The organism is Bradyrhizobium sp. CCBAU 25338 (assembly GCF_028128965.1).
GTDB classification, from domain to species: Bacteria; Pseudomonadota; Alphaproteobacteria; order Rhizobiales; family Xanthobacteraceae; genus Bradyrhizobium; species Bradyrhizobium liaoningense.
In genome coordinates this window covers 21,605-38,441 of sequence record NZ_LFKY01000038.1, presented here as the reverse complement: position 1 = coordinate 38,441, position 16,837 = coordinate 21,605, and the positions used below count along the sequence as shown (strand labels likewise).

At 65.6% G+C, this 16,837-nt stretch carries 16 protein-coding genes; 5 read left to right on the top strand and 11 right to left on the bottom strand.

Translation table 11 applies throughout. The features are described from left to right. Positions 1-72: 72 nt before the first annotated feature. From ACM42_RS20365 to ACM42_RS20345, 5 genes are all read right to left on the bottom strand, one after another. Positions 73-1,719, bottom strand: coding sequence for an ABC transporter permease (locus ACM42_RS20365; protein WP_271529613.1), 1,647 nt, complete (start codon positions 1,717-1,719; stop codon positions 73-75). A gap of 55 nt (positions 1,720-1,774) precedes the next feature. Further along, the gene (locus ACM42_RS20360; protein WP_271529612.1) at positions 1,775-2,800 is read right to left on the bottom strand and encodes a Fe(3+) ABC transporter substrate-binding protein; all 1,026 of its coding nucleotides are present in this window, start codon (positions 2,798-2,800) and stop codon (positions 1,775-1,777) included. Positions 2,801-2,975: 175 nt separating this feature from the next. Further along, positions 2,976-3,854, bottom strand: a complete 879-nt coding sequence (locus tag ACM42_RS20355; protein WP_271529611.1) for an SUMF1/EgtB/PvdO family nonheme iron enzyme — start codon at positions 3,852-3,854, stop codon at positions 2,976-2,978. Between the two features lie 52 nt (positions 3,855-3,906). Then, positions 3,907-5,004, bottom strand: coding sequence for a copper-containing nitrite reductase (gene nirK, locus ACM42_RS20350; RefSeq protein WP_271529610.1), 1,098 nt, complete (start codon positions 5,002-5,004; stop codon positions 3,907-3,909). A 496-nt stretch (positions 5,005-5,500) separates the two neighbouring features. Then, entirely contained in the window at positions 5,501-5,701 is a 201-nt protein-coding gene (locus tag ACM42_RS20345) for a hypothetical protein (RefSeq protein WP_271529609.1), read from the bottom strand. 166 nt (positions 5,702-5,867) lie between these two features. On the opposite strand from ACM42_RS20345, the gene hemN reads away from it, so the two are divergent. Beyond that, positions 5,868-7,220 (top strand): oxygen-independent coproporphyrinogen III oxidase, encoded by a 1,353-nt coding sequence (gene hemN / locus ACM42_RS20340; RefSeq protein WP_271529608.1) that lies wholly within the window; start codon positions 5,868-5,870, stop codon positions 7,218-7,220. A gap of 126 nt (positions 7,221-7,346) precedes the next feature. Next, entirely contained in the window at positions 7,347-7,544 is a 198-nt protein-coding gene (locus ACM42_RS20335; protein ID WP_035704759.1) for a DUF1858 domain-containing protein, read from the top strand. Between the two features lie 108 nt (positions 7,545-7,652). On the opposite strand, the gene ACM42_RS20330 is transcribed toward ACM42_RS20335, so the two are convergent. Next, positions 7,653-8,363 carry a Crp/Fnr family transcriptional regulator gene (locus ACM42_RS20330; protein ID WP_271529607.1) on the bottom strand — a complete coding sequence of 237 codons (711 nt, stop codon included), beginning with the start codon at positions 8,361-8,363 and terminating at the stop codon, positions 7,653-7,655. A 129-nt stretch (positions 8,364-8,492) separates the two neighbouring features. On the opposite strand from ACM42_RS20330, the gene ACM42_RS20325 reads away from it, so the two are divergent. Continuing rightward, a complete protein-coding gene (locus ACM42_RS20325) occupies positions 8,493-9,704 on the top strand; it encodes an NnrS family protein (RefSeq protein ID WP_271529606.1) in 1,212 nt (403 codons plus the stop codon). A gap of 2 nt (positions 9,705-9,706) precedes the next feature. On the opposite strand, the gene ACM42_RS20320 is transcribed toward ACM42_RS20325, so the two are convergent. Then, the gene (locus tag ACM42_RS20320) at positions 9,707-10,735 is read right to left on the bottom strand and encodes an AraC family transcriptional regulator (RefSeq protein WP_271529605.1); all 1,029 of its coding nucleotides are present in this window, start codon (positions 10,733-10,735) and stop codon (positions 9,707-9,709) included. A 204-nt stretch (positions 10,736-10,939) separates the two neighbouring features. On the opposite strand from ACM42_RS20320, the gene ACM42_RS20315 reads away from it, so the two are divergent. Next, positions 10,940-11,560 carry a response regulator transcription factor gene (locus tag ACM42_RS20315; RefSeq protein WP_271529604.1) on the top strand — a complete coding sequence of 207 codons (621 nt, stop codon included), beginning with the start codon at positions 10,940-10,942 and terminating at the stop codon, positions 11,558-11,560. Positions 11,561-11,732: 172 nt separating this feature from the next. Then, positions 11,733-13,409, top strand: a complete 1,677-nt coding sequence (locus tag ACM42_RS20310; protein ID WP_271529603.1) for a mucoidy inhibitor MuiA family protein — start codon at positions 11,733-11,735, stop codon at positions 13,407-13,409. A gap of 168 nt (positions 13,410-13,577) precedes the next feature. Here ACM42_RS20310 and ACM42_RS20305 read toward each other — a convergent pair whose 3' ends face one another. Genes ACM42_RS20305 through ACM42_RS20290 form a run of 4 tightly spaced genes read right to left on the bottom strand, consistent with a single transcriptional unit; the run spans position 13,578 to position 16,623 of the window. After that, positions 13,578-14,378 (bottom strand): heme ABC transporter ATP-binding protein, encoded by an 801-nt coding sequence (locus tag ACM42_RS20305; protein ID WP_271529602.1) that lies wholly within the window; start codon positions 14,376-14,378, stop codon positions 13,578-13,580. Continuing rightward, positions 14,375-15,460, bottom strand: coding sequence for a FecCD family ABC transporter permease (locus ACM42_RS20300; RefSeq protein WP_271529601.1), 1,086 nt, complete (start codon positions 15,458-15,460; stop codon positions 14,375-14,377). The genes ACM42_RS20305 and ACM42_RS20300 overlap by 4 nt, the downstream gene beginning before the upstream one ends. After that, positions 15,457-16,410 carry a heme/hemin ABC transporter substrate-binding protein gene (locus ACM42_RS20295; RefSeq protein WP_271529600.1) on the bottom strand — a complete coding sequence of 318 codons (954 nt, stop codon included), beginning with the start codon at positions 16,408-16,410 and terminating at the stop codon, positions 15,457-15,459. The genes ACM42_RS20300 and ACM42_RS20295 overlap by 4 nt, the downstream gene beginning before the upstream one ends. Positions 16,411-16,416: 6 nt before the next feature. Further along, on the bottom strand, positions 16,417-16,623 hold the full coding sequence (locus ACM42_RS20290; RefSeq protein ID WP_271529599.1) for a hemin uptake protein HemP: 207 nt from the start codon (positions 16,621-16,623) through the stop codon (positions 16,417-16,419). Positions 16,624-16,837 lie beyond the last annotated feature (214 nt).

Here is a 16,837-nt window from a genome sequence, read left to right as displayed (position 1 = left end):
AGCGATCAGGTCGGGCGATAACAACTCGATTGGTCGAAGCACCACGGGTGCTCGGACGATGTGCCCATGCCTTCAAGCGGGACCGCTCGGCACCTCGGAGAACCGGGTCAGCCAGACAACCGGGCCGATGCTGGCAGCGATGATCAGGAGGGCCGCGAGCGCGCCGTCCTCGAAATTGCCGCGGCTTGCGAACTGGTAGATCGACGTCGACAGCGTTTCGACGTTGAGGGGCCGCAAGAGCAGCGTTGCCGGGAGCTCCTTCAGGCAGTCGACGAACATGATGATGACGGCGCCAAGCATCGCGGGCCGGAGCAACGGCAGATAGATCTGCCTCAACATGACCGCCTGGCCCGCGCCGACCGTGCGTGCGCTCTCGTCATAGTCGCGCGGAATGCTGTCGAACCCGGCCTTGATCATGCCGACCGGCACCGCCAGAAAGCGAATCATGTAGGCGATGACGACGGCCGTCCCGGAGCCGACCAGGATCAGCCCCGGCAGCGAACGTCCCGTCCAGGCAGCGATCGCGCTCAGCGCGTTGTCGACCGCCAGTACGGGGGTCAGCAGGCCGAGGGCAATCACGAGACCCGGCAGCGCGTAGCCGGTTTGCGCGATGCTCATCGCCACATATCGCAGAGGATCGGGCCGAAAGCGGTGCGCGATCGTCGTGGCGAGCGCAAGCATCAGCGCCATGAGCGTCGCGAGCGCTGCATAGGCAAACGAATGGAAGGTGTGGCGCCACAGGAGCGGGTCGAAATTTGCAAGCAGTCCGCGACCGAGAGCCTGATGCGCCAGATAGAACAGCGGCACGACGAAGCCGATCAGCACCGGCAGCACGCAGACCGCGAACGCGATCCACGCTCTTGCGCCCGAAAGCGGGGTTCGCTGCCTCACATGCGGGCTTTCGGCCGAGAATTCGGCGTTGGCGTTGCGACGGCCGTAACGCTCCATCGCGATCAGGCCGGCGACGATCGCAAGCATCAGGCATGCGAGTTGCGCCGCACCGGCGAGGCTGCCGCGGTTGAGCCAGGTGGTGAAGATCGAGACCGTCAGCGTGCGGATGCCGAGATATTCGCTGGCGCCGATGTCGTTGAGCGTTTCCAGCGCGACCAGCGCCACGCCGACCGCGAGCGCCGGCCGCGCCATCGGCAGTGAAACGCGCCAGAAAACGGTCCATCGGCCGGCCCCCAGCGTCCTAGCCGCCTCGGCGAATTCGGCAGACTGAACCTGAAACGTCGCGCGCGCCGACAGATAGACGTAAGGATAGAGCACTAGCCCGATCACGAAGATGGCGCCCGGCAGCGAGCGCAGGTTGGGCAGATGGCCGAGGGCATCGCGCAACGGCAGCCAGATTGCGAGGGTGCGGTGCACCAGGCCGAGCGGTTCGAACAGGTCGGCATAGACGTAAGCCGCAAGATAGGTCGGAATCGCCAGCGGCAGCGGCATCAGCCACAGGAGCATGCCCCGGCCGGGAAAATCGTGGCGCGATATCACCCATGCAGTGCCGGCGCCGATCAGAAGTGTGAGCGCGCCGACCCCGACGAGCAGAAGCGCGGTGTCCAGGAGGGCGGCCGGCAGCACGTAGTTGATCAGGTCGTGCCACACATCGGGCGCCGGCTGCAGAGCCAGCGAAACGATCGAGATCACGGGCGCCGCGACCAGGATCGCGGTTGCGATCGCGATTGCGGTCGCGGCGCGCCCGGCGTGGGCGCGGCCTCTCAAACGAGGCCGTGCGCCCGAAGCTTCTGCCAGTTTGAGAGACGAGGGCCGCCAGAGATCAGTTGTCAAAGCCGACCTTGTCCACCAGCGAGGCCGCAGCCTTGCGGTTGGCGGCGATCTTTGCGATCGGCAACGGATCTGGGCCGAGCTTGCCGTAGCCCGCGATGGTAGAGTTGATGGCGACACCGGTGCGAACTGGGTATTCGTAATTCTGGTCGGCATACATCTGCTGCGCCTGCTCGCTGACGAGCCACTCGATCAGCTTGATGCCGTTGGCCTTGTTGGGCGCGTGCTTGGCGAGCAGCACGCCGGAGAGGTTGACGTGGGTGCCGCCGCCCTCGAAGGTCGGCAGGATGACGCGGGTCGCCTCCGCCCACGGTTTCTTCTCGGGATCGTTGTTGATCATCAGCGCCCAGTAATAGGTGTTGCCGATGCCGATGTCGCACTTGCCAGCGGCAACGTCACGGGCGGCTTCGCGATCGCCGCCCGACGGCTTCTGCGCGAGATTGGCCTTCACGCCGCGCAGCCATTCCTCGGCCTTGGCCTCACCGTACTTGGCCGTGTAGGCCGCGAACAGGGCGTTGTTGTAGATGTGCTGGCCCGAGCGAATGCAGATCTTGCCCTTCCACTTGGGATCGGCGAGCTCCTCATAGGTGATCTTGTCCTGCTTGACGCGTTCCTTCGAGGCATAGATCACGCGCGCGCGCATGGAGATGCCGGCCCAGTGTCCGTCCGGATCGCGATACTGGGCCGGCACGACCTTGTCGACCACCTCCGACTTGATCGGCTGGGTGACGCCGGCCTGCACTGCCTCGTCGATGCGGCCGATGTCCACCGTCAGCAGCACGTCGGCCGGGCTGTTGGCGCCTTCCGCCTTCATGCGCTGCTCCAGACCGGAGCTTGCGGAGACGACATTGACCTTGATGCCCGTATCCTTGCTGAAGGCGTCGAACAGCGGTTGGATCAGCTTGGTCTCGCGATAGGTATAGACGTTGACATCGCCATTGGCGGCTGCCTTCGACACGAAGGACGAGGTCAGGCTCAACACCGCCGCGGACGCGGCGAGGACGCGAAGATTGATCATAAGGGCTGCTCCAGGCGCGCGATTGAACGCCCGATTGAGTAGCGCAGGCGATGCGGCAACGTCAGCGACGCGATGTCGCGAGGGCTATGACTTAGAGGGATTCCATTATTGCTTTTAGATCGATTCTAATTAGTGGATTGAGACGTTGACGGGAAAACGATGCGCGCCGCTATGATTATGATCTTGCCGGCCACGTCTTGCTCAGGCGCTGCGACACGCTGAGCAGCCATGACATCTCCTCGCGCACCAGGCGGAAGCCGAGATTGGCGGGCGGCACGCCCTGAGCACAGCCGCCCGCGCGAGCGTCGCGGATGAAATCGGTGACATAGGCGCGGTGGGCACCTTCGGCGATACGCACCCCGCAGTTCACGGTCGGGCGGCCGGCATTGCCGGCCTCGTCGACACGCGAGCGCACGAAGCAGCTCGAGGTCCACTCCCAGACGTTGCCGGCGAGATCTTCGATGCCGTGCTCGTTCTGGCCGAATTTGCCGAACGGATAGGCCGTGGTGTCGGTGAGGTCGCGTTCGGATTCACGCTCATAGCGGCTGATCCAGCGCTTCGAAGGGTCGCTTGCATCGACCGGCACACCATCATCCTTGAATCTGGAGCCGGCGGCAAACGCCCATTCCTCGTCGCTCGGCAGGCGGTAATGCCGGCCGGTCTTGCGCGACAGCCAGCCTGCATAGGCTTCGGCATCGTGCCAGCTCACCTGCACTGCGGGGCGATCGGGCGCGATCGCCACGTCGCGATCGAGCGCGCGGCAGGCGCCATCCTGCACGCAAAGTCGATAGTCGGATGAGGAGACCTGATTTCGCATGATGTGCAGCGGCCGATCCATCCGCAGGGTGCGCAGCGGCGCTTCCGCCTGCTGGCCGCCGCGTGTGAAATCGCCGGCTTCGCGATATGAGAAGCTGCCGGGAGCGACCTCGACCATGGCCGGCTCGCCTCCCGCATTATGCGTCGCCATCTCGGAAACCAGAGGCGCAACGGCCAGCGGCCCCGCAAGCCCGGCCGCGCAGGCGAGCGCCAGTTTGAGCTTGAATGCGATCAGCATGGTCGTTCCCCGAAACAAGAAGGGGCCGGTGATGACCGGCCCCTTGTCGCGTCTAGTTGGTGCTGGCAGGCGGTATTTCGGCAGGCGCCTTCACCTGGGTCATCAGATCGTCGTTCCACTTGCCTTCGACCTTGAAGTGCGCGGTGGCGCCGAGATCGGCCGCCTCGATCAAATTATGCGTGACATAGGCATAGATGCCGGGCTGCTGGAATTTGTACAGCGCAGCTCCCGCCGAGCCGCCGCGGATGAACCAGGTCTCGAGCCCGACCTCGGGTGCATTGCCGAACTTGCCGGTCTCCCAGACATAATCGCCATGGCCGCCGATCAGATGCGGACGGCTGTCGCGATTGGCCTGCGAATGCACGATCAGCACGTTCTCGCCGACCTTGGCGGTGAGTGCATTCTTGCCGGTGAGCGCGCCGACCTTGCCGTTGAACACGACATGGGTGGGGATCAGCTTCTTCATCACCTCTTCGGTCTCGGTGAAGGCTTCGCCGGGCGAGTCGTAGGACTTGAAATTGCCCTTCTCGTCACGCGGCACGTACATGTCCTGCTCGCCGATATAGTAGACCTTGTCGTATTTCAGCGCTCGGCCCTTGCCGTCGTTCAGCCCGTCGCGCGGCAGCACCATCACGGCACCGTTCATGCCGGAGACGACGTGCCAGGGGATCATCGGGCCGCCCGGTGCGCAATGATAGACGAACACGCCGGTCTTGGTCGCCTTCCAGCGCAGCACGACCTGTTCGCCGGGGTTGATGAGCGTGAGTTCGCCGCCGCCGAGCGCGCCGGTCGCGGAATGGAAGTCGATGTTGTGCGGCATGGTGTTGGTGGCGGGATTGACCAGCGTCAGCTCGACATAGTCACCCTCGTGCACGACCATGAGCGGTCCCGGCATCGAGCCGTTGAACGTCATCGCCTGGAAGGTGGTGCCCTTGTCGTCGATGACGACCTTCTTCTCCTCGACCGTCAGCTTGAACTCGACGATCTTGGGGCCCTGCGTCGTGGCCTGCTCGTGCGCGTGCACGAAGGGCGGAGCGACCAGCTCTACCTTCTGGCGCGGCAGCTTGAGATCGCTGGCGGCGAAAGCCGGGGTCGCCAGCATCAGGGCGGTCGCGGCGGCGCTGATCAATGCGGCTCTGCGGGTGAACATCGGAAGCATCCTTCATCTGAAAAGGTTTTGATGACGGAATGCAGTGTGCGCCGATCGCGGCAAGCGTGTTTGCGCTGCAACAAGCTTCCGCCGGATTCACCTCCGCAACAGTGCTGAGGTGCTCGGCGGAGCAGGATCGGTGATACCATTTCGATCGCGTCCGAAGGCGCGATGCGATGCGGATGTCGGGGCGAGCGAACAGCGGCCGGATAGCGGTGCGGACACCCTGACACACCATTGCTCGTTGCCGACGCGTTCGGCCTTTGCTGCAACTGGCGCCACGGATTGGCGAGCGTGACCGCAACCGCATCGGCGCTCAGCGGCAACTCGTTCGCATCTTCAAGTCGGATTGCGATCTCGGCAGGACCGGCGTGCCCGGCAGGGACGTTGGCTATGGCCGGTCGTGTCGGCGGCGAAGGCAGGCGAGGTCAGGAGTACAGCACCGGCAAATGCGCGCCTGGATGAGATCTTGATCGAAGCCTTCGCGAAGAGGCGGCTAGAGGAGAGATATGGCAAGCCCGACCGTTCCCCAGATCGCCAGCGACAGCACGACGAAGACGGCGATTGCTGCGGCCAGGGCGCGCACCATGCCAGTGGAGGCTGGTGTGGCCGGGGCCGGCCGGAAGTCGTCGAAACGCGGGATATGGCCGCGGACGTCGAGCAGGGAGAGAATGAGTTCGAGTGCAAGAAGCCTCATGGCTAGCGCTCCGGATGGCCAAGCGAAGTGCCCTCATCATGGCCGGGAACCGGCCGCCGCGCTTTGCGCGAGCGCAAAGTCGTTTCCGCGCATCCGGGTTAATTGAACGCATTCCGTGATTTGCCGCGACGTCTGCGTGCGGCGGAAATTTACGAATGGATAAGACATGAGAGCTGATCTTGCGGCGGTCTATGGCGAGGAACGTCTGCCACGCTACACGAGCTATCCGACCGCACCGCACTTTTCGCCCGCGATCGGTCCGGACACCTATGCTCGGTGGCTGGCGGAACTGCCGGCGGGCGCCAGCGCGTCACTCTATCTGCACGTGCCGTTCTGCCGGGAGATGTGCTGGTACTGCGGCTGCCATACCCAGATCGTCCGCCGCGACGATCTCATCGCCGGCTATCAGCGGACGCTGCGCAACGAGATCGCGCTAACCGCCGAAACCATCGGCCGTCGGATCAAGGTCGAGCACATCCATTTCGGCGGCGGTACGCCGACGATCATGGCGCCGGAGGCTTTTGCCGAGTTGATGGCGACGATGCGCCAGAAATTCTTCGTGCTGCCTTCGGCCGAAATCGCGGTCGAGATCGATCCCCGCACACTGACCGCCGACATGGTCGAGGCCATGCGGCTCTCCGGCGTCAACCGCGCGAGCCTTGGCGTGCAGAGTTTCGATCCCGTGGTGCAGAGGGCGATCAACCGCGTGCAGAGCTTCGAGCAGACCGCGTCCGTGGTCAACATGCTTCGCGGCGCGGGCATCGAGGGAATCAATTTCGACCTGATCTACGGCTTGCCGCACCAGACCGTCGCCTCGTGCCTGGACACCGTGCGGCGCAGCCTCGCGCTCGCGCCCAACCGCTTCTCGGTGTTCGGCTATGCTCATGTGCCTGATTTCAAGAAGCACCAGCGCATGATCAACGAGGCCGTGCTGCCCGACGGCCTTGCGCGCCACGACCAGGCCTGCGCGATCGCGAATGCCCTGAAGGAGGCCGGTTACGTGCAGATCGGGCTCGATCATTTCGCACGGCCCGACGATTCCATGGCGGTGGCGTTCGAGCAGCGGACGCTGCGGCGCAATTTTCAAGGCTACACCACCGACAAGAGTGAAGTCCTGCTCGGCTTCGGCGCGAGCGCGATCGGACATCTGCCGCAGGGCTATGTCCAGAACGAGGTGCAGATCGGCGCCTATGCTCAAAGCATCGCCGCCGGCCGCTTCGCCACCGCGAAAGGCTACGGGCTCACCGACGACGACCGGTTGCGCGCCGACATCATCGAACGCATCATGTGCGAGTTCAGTGCCGATCTCGGCGACATCTGCGCCCGTCATGGCGCAGAGGCCGGCGCGATGCTGAGATCGGCGGCCCGTCTGAAGCCGCTGATCTCCGACGGCGTCGTGCGATTGGACGGCGACCGGCTCGCGGTCGCCAAGGATTCGCGCTTCCTGGTTCGCAGCGTCGCCGCCGCATTCGATGCGCATCTGGATCCCGGCAAGCAACTGCACAGCCGGGCAGTTTAGCTTGATTCATTCGGGGCGCGCGAGGCGCGAGCCCCGGAGTGATGGCGGCGGAACTGGCAACAGCTTGCGCTTCAACAAAGAGACTTCCGCCCGCGCCTTTATCGTCAATTCGGAACGGAGTTGTCCATGCCCTTCGGATCCGACGATCTGGTCGATGACATCATGCGCACGGCGCCGCACACGATCCGCGTGTTTCTCGCCTTCAGGATGGCCTGCGTCGGCTGTCCGATCGCGACCTTCCACACCGTGGATGATGCCTGCCGCGAACATGGCATCGACCGCGACAAATTCCTCGCTGCATTGAGCGATTGCGTGCCGGCGTGAAACGGTCTGGAATCGCGCGGGCGCGCGCGTTCCCGCAGGAGGGAGCGCTTTCGCCGTAAGCGGAAGCGCCCCTCACCCCTGTCAGCGGAGGCATCCAGGCGTCGGCTCTCACGCCGCGCCGCTGTCGGCATTCCGCTCCGCCAACACGACGATCTTGTGCGGTTCGCGCAGGATGATGCGCTGGCGGCCGCTCTCCACGAGGCCTTGGCTCTCCCAGCCGCTCAGGATGCGGCTGACGGTGTGCAGCGTGGTGCCGGTCATCTGCGCGATGTCCTGGCGGCTGATCGGGAAGTCGATCTCGATGCCGTGGTCGAGTTTCCTGCCGGACTGCTTGGCGAGGCGCAGCAGCGCGTGCGCAATGCGTTGCTCGACCTGCTGGGTGGACATTTCCAGGATGCGGGTGTGACTCTCCTGAAGCCGGGTGCCGACGGTCTGGAGCGTGTTGGCGGCAAGCGCCGGAAACCGCTCGACCAACCGCGGCCAGGCCGAGGTCGGCCAGATCAGCACCACGCTGTCGTCGACCGCCATCGCCGTCGCCGGATAGCGCGCGGCTCCGATCGCCATCGCGAGCCCGAATGTTTCGCCGGGCGCGACATAGCGTACCACAATCTGCTCACCGGTCGGCGTGGTCTTGGCCGCGCGGACATGACCGTGCAACAGCAGGAAGAAGGATTGCGCGTCGGCCCCCTGCTCGAAGATGGCACTGTTCCTGGAGAAGCGGGCCGAGCGGGCCTCACGCAGGATCTCGTCCAGAGCTTCCGGCGTCATCCCCGCGAACAGCGGCAAATGCGCAACCAGCGATGTGTCGACCTTGGCCATTCTGCCTCCTTGGCGCTCGGGAGTGTGATGGCACCTGCAATCGTCCTGGTGTTTGCGGTAGCGCAAAACGGACCGGTCGGGTGGCGGTATTTTTCCAAACAATGATCTGGATTTATTGGAGTTGATGCCATGGCTGGCGCCCGATCCCGTAACTTTGCGGGCTGGCCGCTGTTCGCGAACAGCTTTCGGCCCTTTTTCCTGCTCGCCGCGATCCAGGCGGCGCTGTCGATCCTGGCCTGGCTGCCGATCTTCTATGGCGAATTGTCCGTGAGTTCCGCATTCGGGCCACGCGACTGGCACATCCACGAGATGCTCTATGGCTTCCTGCCCGCTGTCATCACCGGGTTCCTGTTCACGGCAATCCCGAACTGGACGGGGCGGCTGCCGATCCAGGGCAGGCCGCTGGGGGCGCTGCTGATGGTCTGGCTCGCCGGGCGCATCGTTGTGACGATGTCGGCCGATGTCGGCTGGGCGTTTGCGCTGATCGTCGATGCCGCCTTCCTGGCATTGGTCGTCGCCGCCGCGATGCGCGAGATCATCGCAGGCGGCAACTGGCGCAACCTGCCTGTGGTGGGGCTGGTGCTCGTTCTGCTCGCCGGCAACATCGCCTTCCATGTCGAAGCGCACGACCAGGGCGCCGCCGATGTCAGCATCCGCGTCGGCATCAGCGTGGTCATTCTGCTGATTGCGTTGATCGGCGGCCGTATCATTCCAAGCTTCACCCGCAACTGGCTGGTCAAGTTCAATCCCGGCCGACTGCCCGTGCCGTTCGGACGCTTCGACGGCGCCGTGATCGGATGCAGCGCGCTCGCGCTCGTCTCATGGATCGTGGCGCCGTCGAATGCCGTCACCGGAATTGTGATGGCACTTGTCGGCGGGCTGCACTTGGTGCGGCTTGCGCGCTGGGCCGGCGATCGCACCTTCCGCGAGCGGCTGCTCGTGATCCTGCATGTCGGCTACGTCTTCGTGCCGTTCGGCTTCATCCTGCATGCCCTGGCGGTTTTCGGTGTGCTGCCGCCAAGCGCCGGCATCCACGCCTGGATGGCGGGTGCGGCGGGAACCATGACGCTCGCAGTGATGACCCGCGCGAGTCTCGGCCACACCGGACAGGCGTTGACGGCTTCGCCGGCGATCCAGGGAATCTATGCTGCGGTCATCGTCGCGGCTCTGACCCGGGTCGCTGCCGTCGTGTTGCCCGCGCATGGCGATGTGTTGCTGCACATCGCCGCTTGCGGCTGGATCGTCGCTTTCCTCGGATTTGCCATTGCGTTCGGTCCGCTGCTCGCCGGCAGCCGGTGGCGTGGCCTCGCCACGATGGGCGTGCCCGCTCCCGCACGCTGAACTCAAGCTGCAGTCGCCGTGGGCGGTGCCGTCACGGGCCGGACGCCCTTGCGCCATTCGGTGATGGTGCAGCCGAACCGACTGCGGAACCAGCGCGCCATGGCACTCTGCGCGGAAAAGCCAAGTTGCATCGCGATGTCAGCCAGCGGCCGGTCGGGGTCGTCGATCAGCTGGATCACGAGATCGGCGCGTTGCGTGTCCAGGATGGCCGAGAAGCTGGTGCCCGATGCTGCGAGGCGGCGGTGGATGGTGCGGCGGGTGCAGGCGAGATGCTCGGCGACGCGCTCGACCGTGCAGTCGCCGCCGGCAAGGAGGAGACGTACGACCTCGTCGACCTTCTGCTCCCAGCTTGCGGGCCGTGTTTCGATCGCCTCGATCCGCTTGCGCAGATAGCTCGCGATCAGCGGATGCGCGCTCGGGATCCGACGTTCCATATCGTGCGCGGACAACACGATCGCGTCATCCCTCGCGTTGAAGATCACGCGGCAGCCGAAGAATTCGCGATAGCGCTTGCGATCGTGCGGCGGCGGATGATGCAGGTGCACCTCCTGCGGCCGCCAGTCGTGCCCGAACAGCGACCGGATGATGCGGTGGACGCTGCCGAGCGCCACGTCGATCGACTGCCGCGGCGCGCTCGGTTTCCGGCCGCGCAGACGCATCGTGATGGTCACGGTCTGCTTGCTGCGCGCAACGTCCAGCCGCATGCCATCATGATGGATATGGATGAAGCGCGAGAACGCATCGATCGCCTCACCGACGGTCGCTTGTTCGCGCACGATCAAGCCGACCGCGCCGAAATTGGTCAGGCCGCCGCGCTCGGCGAGACGCAAGCCGAAATCTTCGGCACCGGACGCCTCCGCGGACAATTCGAGCAGACGGCGCAGGCCGGCGACGGCAATGGGCGTGTCGGGCTTGTCGAGGCAGGCTGGCGGCAGCCTGGCCTTGCGCATCATCTGCCTGGGGTCGAGCCCGACCGACCGGGCGACCTCCGGATAGTAACTCAGGCTCGAGCTGCGAATGAGGTCGGTCATGCGAACCGTTCCTGCCAGCTGTTCCCGCGGATGTCCCGAAATGTAAATTTTCTGTCCCGGTCAGTCAAATCCAGGAACCGTGCGGAACATACATAGGGGAAACCGAAGCACGGGCGTGAATGCCGTGTTTACGACGGCGCGGCAGGGCGATGGAGCCCGCTACCGTCTCGGGCCCTTTGACCAAGACATTGCTGGATCGGGATCATGCCGGGAAACACGCTTTCCAAGGGTGAGATATTCGTCATCGACGCCGACGCTGCCTCCCGCGAGCAACTTTCGAGCGCGCTCCAACAGAACGCCTACGAGGTGATCTGTTTCGCCGACAGTGCGTCTCTCTTGTCCGCCGCAAGGGCGCGGATGCCCGCTTGTGTACTCTTGGAGCTGCCGCCCGATCGCTCCGGCCTCGACCTGCTCAAGCGGCTGCGCGGGGAGAACTGCATGGCGCCCGTGCTGGTGACTTCGGCGAACGGCAGCATCGCCATGGCGGTCGACGCCATCAAGAGCGGCGCGGCCGACTTCATCGAAAAGCCGTTCCGCACCCACGACATCGTCGGCCGGATCGATGCCGCCATCGACGAATTCGCGCAGCCCGGCGCGGGCCGACGACGCTGGCTGACAGGCTGCGAGCCCTTGACCGCGCGCGAGGGCGACGTGCTCGAGCATCTCGCCGCCGGCCTCACCAACAAGGAGATCGCCCGGCGGATGCATCTGAGCGCGCGGACCGTCGAGGGCTATCGCGCCAGCATCTTGAAGAAGGCCGGCGCCCGCAACGTGACCGATCTGCTCCGGCGCATCTTCGGCCAGGGTTCGCCCACACAGGTCTGAGGCTCGGCCGCGGCCGCGCCGATGCGTTCCGCGGCCATGCTGCTGCCGCGGCTGCGCCCCACGGAAACCCCAATCGAACCAGTTCCTTTCCCGCCGCGTCTCATCACGATGGCGAGGCATTTCATCGCGCGCGTCCGGCTGGCGGCGCGGCGATACCGGCAGGAGGGACTTCATGCGCATCACCGCAAAATGGTTGGCAACCACGAGCTTGGTCCTGGTGACCGCGGCTATCGCATGGCCGTCATGGGCGGCCAACGTGGACGCCACGTCGGCGATCGACACGGTCACCGTCTATCCCGACGGCGCCACCGTCACCCGCGTCATTTCGTTGGATATCGCCTCCGGGGACTCGACGCTGGTCGCCAAGGATTTTCCGCTCTCGCTCGATCCGTCGTCCCTCCGCGTCGAAGGCGAGGCGGGCGCCAAGCTCACCATCGGCACGATCGACGCGCGGCCGCCGAGGACGGCGCAGCCAGCCAACCTCCCCGAGCTCGATAAGCGCATCGAAGCACTGAGAGATCAGCGGGCCGATCTGCAAGGTGCGATCGACTCTGCCGACGCCCGGCGTAAATTTGCGCAGCATTTTGCCGAAGCCTCCCCCGCCGGCCTCGGCGAGAAGGGCGAGGCGCGGCCGATCACCGAATGGCGCGCGGCGTTTGCGGCGGTTGCCGAGGAGATCGCGACCGCTGACACCGCAATCCGCGAAGCCACCCGAAAACAGCGCGAGATCGACCGACAGATCGCGCAATTGGAAGCCGAGCGCTCGGCCAAGCCGCCGAGCAAGCTGGAAGTGCGGATCGACGTCGCCTCGGCGGCTGCGACCAAAGCGACATTGCGGGTGACCTACGCCGTGCGCAACGCGCGCTGGGTGCCGCTCTACGACGCCCGGCTCGATACCGGCGCCAAGGATCGCAAGCCACAGCTCGAACTCGTCCGTCGCGCCGAGGTCACGCAGTCGACCGGCGAGGACTGGTCGAACGTGACGCTCGGCGTTTCCACGGTTCGCATCGGCCGCGGCGGCAGCGCTCCGGAGCTGAACTCGCTGATGGCGCAATATCCGCAAGTGCCGAAGCCCCTTGCACTCGGCAGCGCTTCGGACCTGGCGCGGCCCGCGCCAACCGCCCGCCAGCGTTCGGCGCAGTTCGAGCCCATGTCCAAGGTCGCAGAGGCGACCGAGCGCGCCGACGAGCAACAGGCCGTCGCCGAGATCGGCGATTTCCAGGCCACCTTCAAAATTCCCGGCCGCGTCAGCCTCGGCGCTGCCGAGGGTGCCAAGAGCCTGCGCATCGCTTCCATGACCGTACCGGCCGATCTCGCGGTTCGCGCGGCACCGGTGATGGATCCGACCGCCTTCCTCGAAGCCAGCTTCAAGCAGACCGACGATGCCAGTCTCTTGCCGGGCAAGGTCGCGATCTACCGCGACGGCACCTTCGTCGGCCGTGGCAAGATCACGGCGTCCGCCAAGGACGACATCGTGCGGCTCGGCTTCGGCGCCGACGACAAGGTCAGAATCGAGCGCGCCGTGCTCAAGCGCAACGAGGGCTCGGCGGGCTTGCTCGTGACGACGTCGAAGACCGACGAGCGTTCGTTCAAGACCACGATCCGCAACGGCCATGATTTCCCGATCAAGGTCGCGATCGAGGATCAGCTGCCGGTCAGCGAGAACGAGGACATCGTCGTCGAGATGCTGCCCTCGAGCACCCAGCCGACTGCAAGCAACATCCGCGACAGGCGCGGCGTGCTGGAATGGTCGTTCGATGCCAAGCCCGGCGAGGTCAAGGACATCAACTTCGCCTGGCGCATCCGCTGGCCCAAGGACAAGAGCATGGTGATCGTGCCGGCGGGGTAGGGAGCAGTCGCGCCGCAAAGAAGGTGCGCCCCCTCTCCCGCTTGCGGGAGAGGGCTGGGGTGAGGGCTCTTTCCTCTGGGGGAGTCTTCGTTGTTGAGACACCCTCTCCCCAACCCTCCCCCGCAAGCGGGGGAGGGGGCGCACCATCTTCGCGGGTTTGACTGCGGGCTAAATTCCAGTCTCAACCGCCCGCATCGATTGCGGCAATACAAACGGCACGCCATCGGTCTGATGGACGACTGCGTCGATCTCGAAGATATCGCGGATGATCTCGCGTGTGACAATCTCCGCGCGCGGCCCGTCGGCGACGAGCCGGCCGCCATTCAGCACGATCAGCCGGTTGGCGAAGCGGATCGCGAGATTGAGATCGTGCAGGATCGCGATGACGGCGGTGCCGGCAGCCGCGCGGCGGCGCGCCGCTTCGACGAGGTCGATCTGGTGACGCAGATCGAGGCTCGAGGTCGGCTCGTCCAGCAGCAAAAGCCCGGGGCCGTGCTCGGCCTCGCCGCAGGCGAGCTGCACCAGCACGCGCGCGAAATGGGCGCGCTGCTGCTCGCCGCCTGACAGCGTCGGCAACTGCCGTTCGCGGAAATGTGCGAGGCCGACCTCGTTCAGGGCGGAGTCGACCAGCGGTCCAGCCTCGCGCGAGCTGCGCTCGCCTGCTCCCATCAGCACGATCTCCTCGACCGTGAACGGGAAGGTGACGTTGATGTGCTGGGACAGCATCGCGCGGCGCGCGGCAAGCTCGCGCGGCGTGAAGCTGCCGATGTCGCGCTGCTTCAGGCGCACCTCGCCTGCGCTCGGGCGAAGATCGCCGGAGAGCAGCCGCAGCAGTGTCGACTTGCCGGCGCCGTTCGGGCCGATGATGGCGACCATCTCGCCCGTCGTAACCGTCAGGCCGACGCCATCGAGCAGCGTCGCGCGGCCGGCGCGTCTGCCTAACGCTCGTGCCTCGATCACCGTGTTCATAGCGAGGTGAGCCCGCGCTGCCGCAGCAGGATGAAGAGAAAGACGGGCGCGCCGACGGCGGCGGTCAGGATGCCGATCGGCATCTCCGCCGGCGCCACGATGGTGCGCGCCAGCGTGTCGGCGCCGACCATCAGGATGGCGCCGAGCAGCACCGAGGCCGGCAGCAGCAGGCGATGCGCCGGCCCGATCACGAGGCGGAGCAGATGCGGCACGACGATGCCGACGAAGCCGATGACGCCGCTGATCGACACCGCGACGCCGGTCATGGCGGAGACCATGACGATCGAGATCCGCTTCAGGCGTTCGACATCGACCCCGCCGTGGAACGCGTCGGCCTCGCCGAGCACCAGCAGATCGAGACCGCGCGCGATGAAGACGCAGGCTGCCAGCCCGATGACGAGGATCGGCGCGAGCACGGCGGCCTTGGTCCAGGTCGCGCCGCTCATCGAGCCGAGCATCCAGAACGTGATATCGCGCAGCTGACGGTCGTCGGCGATGAACACGAGCAGCCCGATGCCCGCGTTCGCGATCGCGGTGATGGCGACGCCGGCGAGCAGGAAGATCGCAATCGAGGTCCGCCCCGATCGGCTGGAGATGCCGTAGAGGATTGCGGTGGTCGCCAGCGATCCCGCGAAGGCCGCGAGCGGCAACAGCTCGGTCTGCAGAAAGCGCAGCGCCTCGCCGAAGCGCGAATCGGTGAAGACGATCGCGCTCGCGGCTGCCAGCGCGCCGCCGCTGGAGACGCCGACCAGGGCGGGATCGGCGAGCGGATTGCGAAACAGCCCCTGCATGATCGCGCCGGCAGCGGCAAGCAGGCCGCCGACCATCGCGGCTGCCGCGATCCGCGGAATACGGATCGACCACAGAACGAGCTGGTCGCGAACCGTCATGGCAGTGCTTTCGCCGGCAAGGCCCAGCGCGGCAGGCAGCCGGGAGAGAGGGATGCCGGCGGCGCCGACGGTCAGCGCGACGATCGCTGTCACCGCGAGCACCGCGATCAGGACAGGAATCGCGAAGGATGCGGACCGCCGTCTCGCGCTTCGTCGCGGGCTCGGTGCTTCGATCCCGACCGCCACGCTCATTGCCGGCAATTCGCCGCCGACAGGGCCGACGTGAACGCGCCGCCATGGTCGGCCAACGCCGGATAGAGCTTGATGGAGAGATCGCGCGCCGCCGCCGCCGTCCGCGGCCCGAAGCCGAGCAGATAGAGCCCGTCCATGGTGATGAAGCTCTTGTTGGCCGCAACCGGCGTCAGCGCAAAACCGGGATGAGCATAGATCGCGTCGGCCTGGAGCGACTCCCTGCCGCGCTCGATCGACAGCACGAATTCGGGCCTGGCCGCCACGATCGCCTCGTCGCCGATCATCTTGTAGCCGTCGTAATCGTCCACCGCATTGGTCGCGCCCGCGAGCTGGATGATCTCGTCGGCCGCGGTCTTGTGGCCGGCCACCATCGCCCGCCCGTTCTGAAGCGACATCACGAACATCACGCGCACCGGCTTCGTCACCTTGGCGCGCAGTGCGCGGAGCTGCGCAAGATCCGCGCCGACGGCGGCGCGCAGACATTCGGCACGCGCATCGACACCCATGGCGTGGCCGACAAGTCTTATCTTCTCGATCAGGCCTTCCTCGGAGAAGGTCTCGGGCACCAGCACCAGCGGCACCTTCGCCGTCTCCAGGATCTCCATGGTCTCGCGCGGGCCCGAGCCCTGGATCGCCAGGATCAGGGTGGGATTGAGGCCGAGCACGCCCTCGGCGGAGATCTGGCGCATGTAGCCGACATTGGGTTTGTCGCGCAGCGCCGCCGGCGGATAGAGGCTCGTCGTATCGACGCCGACCAGCCGGCTCTCCAGCCCCAGCGCATAGAGGATCTCGGTGATGGCGCCGCCGATCGAGACGGTGCGCGCGAAGTCGTTCACCGCGACCTCGCGATTGCGCGCGTCATGTACGGTGATGCCGGCCGCGTGCACGGCAGACGCGAGCGCGATCGTGCCGGCGAGCAGGACATGAGCGAAGGTGCGACAAAATGCCATTGCAGGTTACTTCGTCAGGATCAGCTTGTTCTGCGAGGTCAGGCGCAGGCGATAGCTGTCCTCGCCATGCGCGATGATGATCTCGCGCTCGGTCGCAAACAGCTCGCGGCTGTCGATCCGGCTCCCTCGCATGGTGAGGGTTCTCGTTGTTGCAGAAGGGCTTCCTGCCGGCCCTGCCGCGCCGCTGCCGCTGTCTCCGGATGCTGCTGACATTGTTGTTGTGATGCGCTCTCGAAATCTCTGACGTGTCCTGCCTTGTATAAGCGGCGCGAGGCGCATTCCAACGGCAGCAATTTTACAATCGATATAAACTGCAATCAGTTGTCATTGACCGTCAGAGTGTTGCCACGTTACCAATTATGTCAGCGGGGTACGTCCCCGCGGTTTGAGAACATCAGCCAGCCCAGTCGTTCGCGTTGCGAACGCG

Bases quoted from the DNA above. Each gene is read 5' to 3' on its own strand.
- ACM42_RS20360 (WP_271529612.1), bottom strand. From the start codon at position 2,800: ATGATCAATCTTCGCGTCCTCGCCGCGTCCGCGGCGGTGTTGAGCCTG.
- ACM42_RS20355 (WP_271529611.1), bottom strand. From the start codon at position 3,854: ATGCTGATCGCATTCAAGCTCAAACTGGCGCTCGCCTGCGCGGCCGGG.
- nirK (WP_271529610.1), bottom strand. From the start codon at position 5,004: ATGTTCACCCGCAGAGCCGCATTGATCAGCGCCGCCGCGACCGCCCTG.
- ACM42_RS20345 (WP_271529609.1), bottom strand. From the start codon at position 5,701: ATGAGGCTTCTTGCACTCGAACTCATTCTCTCCCTGCTCGACGTCCGC.
- hemN (WP_271529608.1), top strand. From the start codon at position 5,868: ATGAGAGCTGATCTTGCGGCGGTCTATGGCGAGGAACGTCTGCCACGC.
- ACM42_RS20335 (WP_035704759.1), top strand. From the start codon at position 7,347: ATGCCCTTCGGATCCGACGATCTGGTCGATGACATCATGCGCACGGCG.
- ACM42_RS20330 (WP_271529607.1), bottom strand. From the start codon at position 8,363: ATGGCCAAGGTCGACACATCGCTGGTTGCGCATTTGCCGCTGTTCGCG.
- ACM42_RS20325 (WP_271529606.1), top strand. From the start codon at position 8,493: ATGGCTGGCGCCCGATCCCGTAACTTTGCGGGCTGGCCGCTGTTCGCG.
- ACM42_RS20320 (WP_271529605.1), bottom strand. From the start codon at position 10,735: ATGACCGACCTCATTCGCAGCTCGAGCCTGAGTTACTATCCGGAGGTC.
- ACM42_RS20315 (WP_271529604.1), top strand. From the start codon at position 10,940: ATGCCGGGAAACACGCTTTCCAAGGGTGAGATATTCGTCATCGACGCC.
- ACM42_RS20310 (WP_271529603.1), top strand. From the start codon at position 11,733: ATGCGCATCACCGCAAAATGGTTGGCAACCACGAGCTTGGTCCTGGTG.
- ACM42_RS20305 (WP_271529602.1), bottom strand. From the start codon at position 14,378: ATGAACACGGTGATCGAGGCACGAGCGTTAGGCAGACGCGCCGGCCGC.
- ACM42_RS20300 (WP_271529601.1), bottom strand. From the start codon at position 15,460: ATGAGCGTGGCGGTCGGGATCGAAGCACCGAGCCCGCGACGAAGCGCG.
- ACM42_RS20295 (WP_271529600.1), bottom strand. From the start codon at position 16,410: ATGGCATTTTGTCGCACCTTCGCTCATGTCCTGCTCGCCGGCACGATC.
- ACM42_RS20290 (WP_271529599.1), bottom strand. From the start codon at position 16,623: ATGTCAGCAGCATCCGGAGACAGCGGCAGCGGCGCGGCAGGGCCGGCA.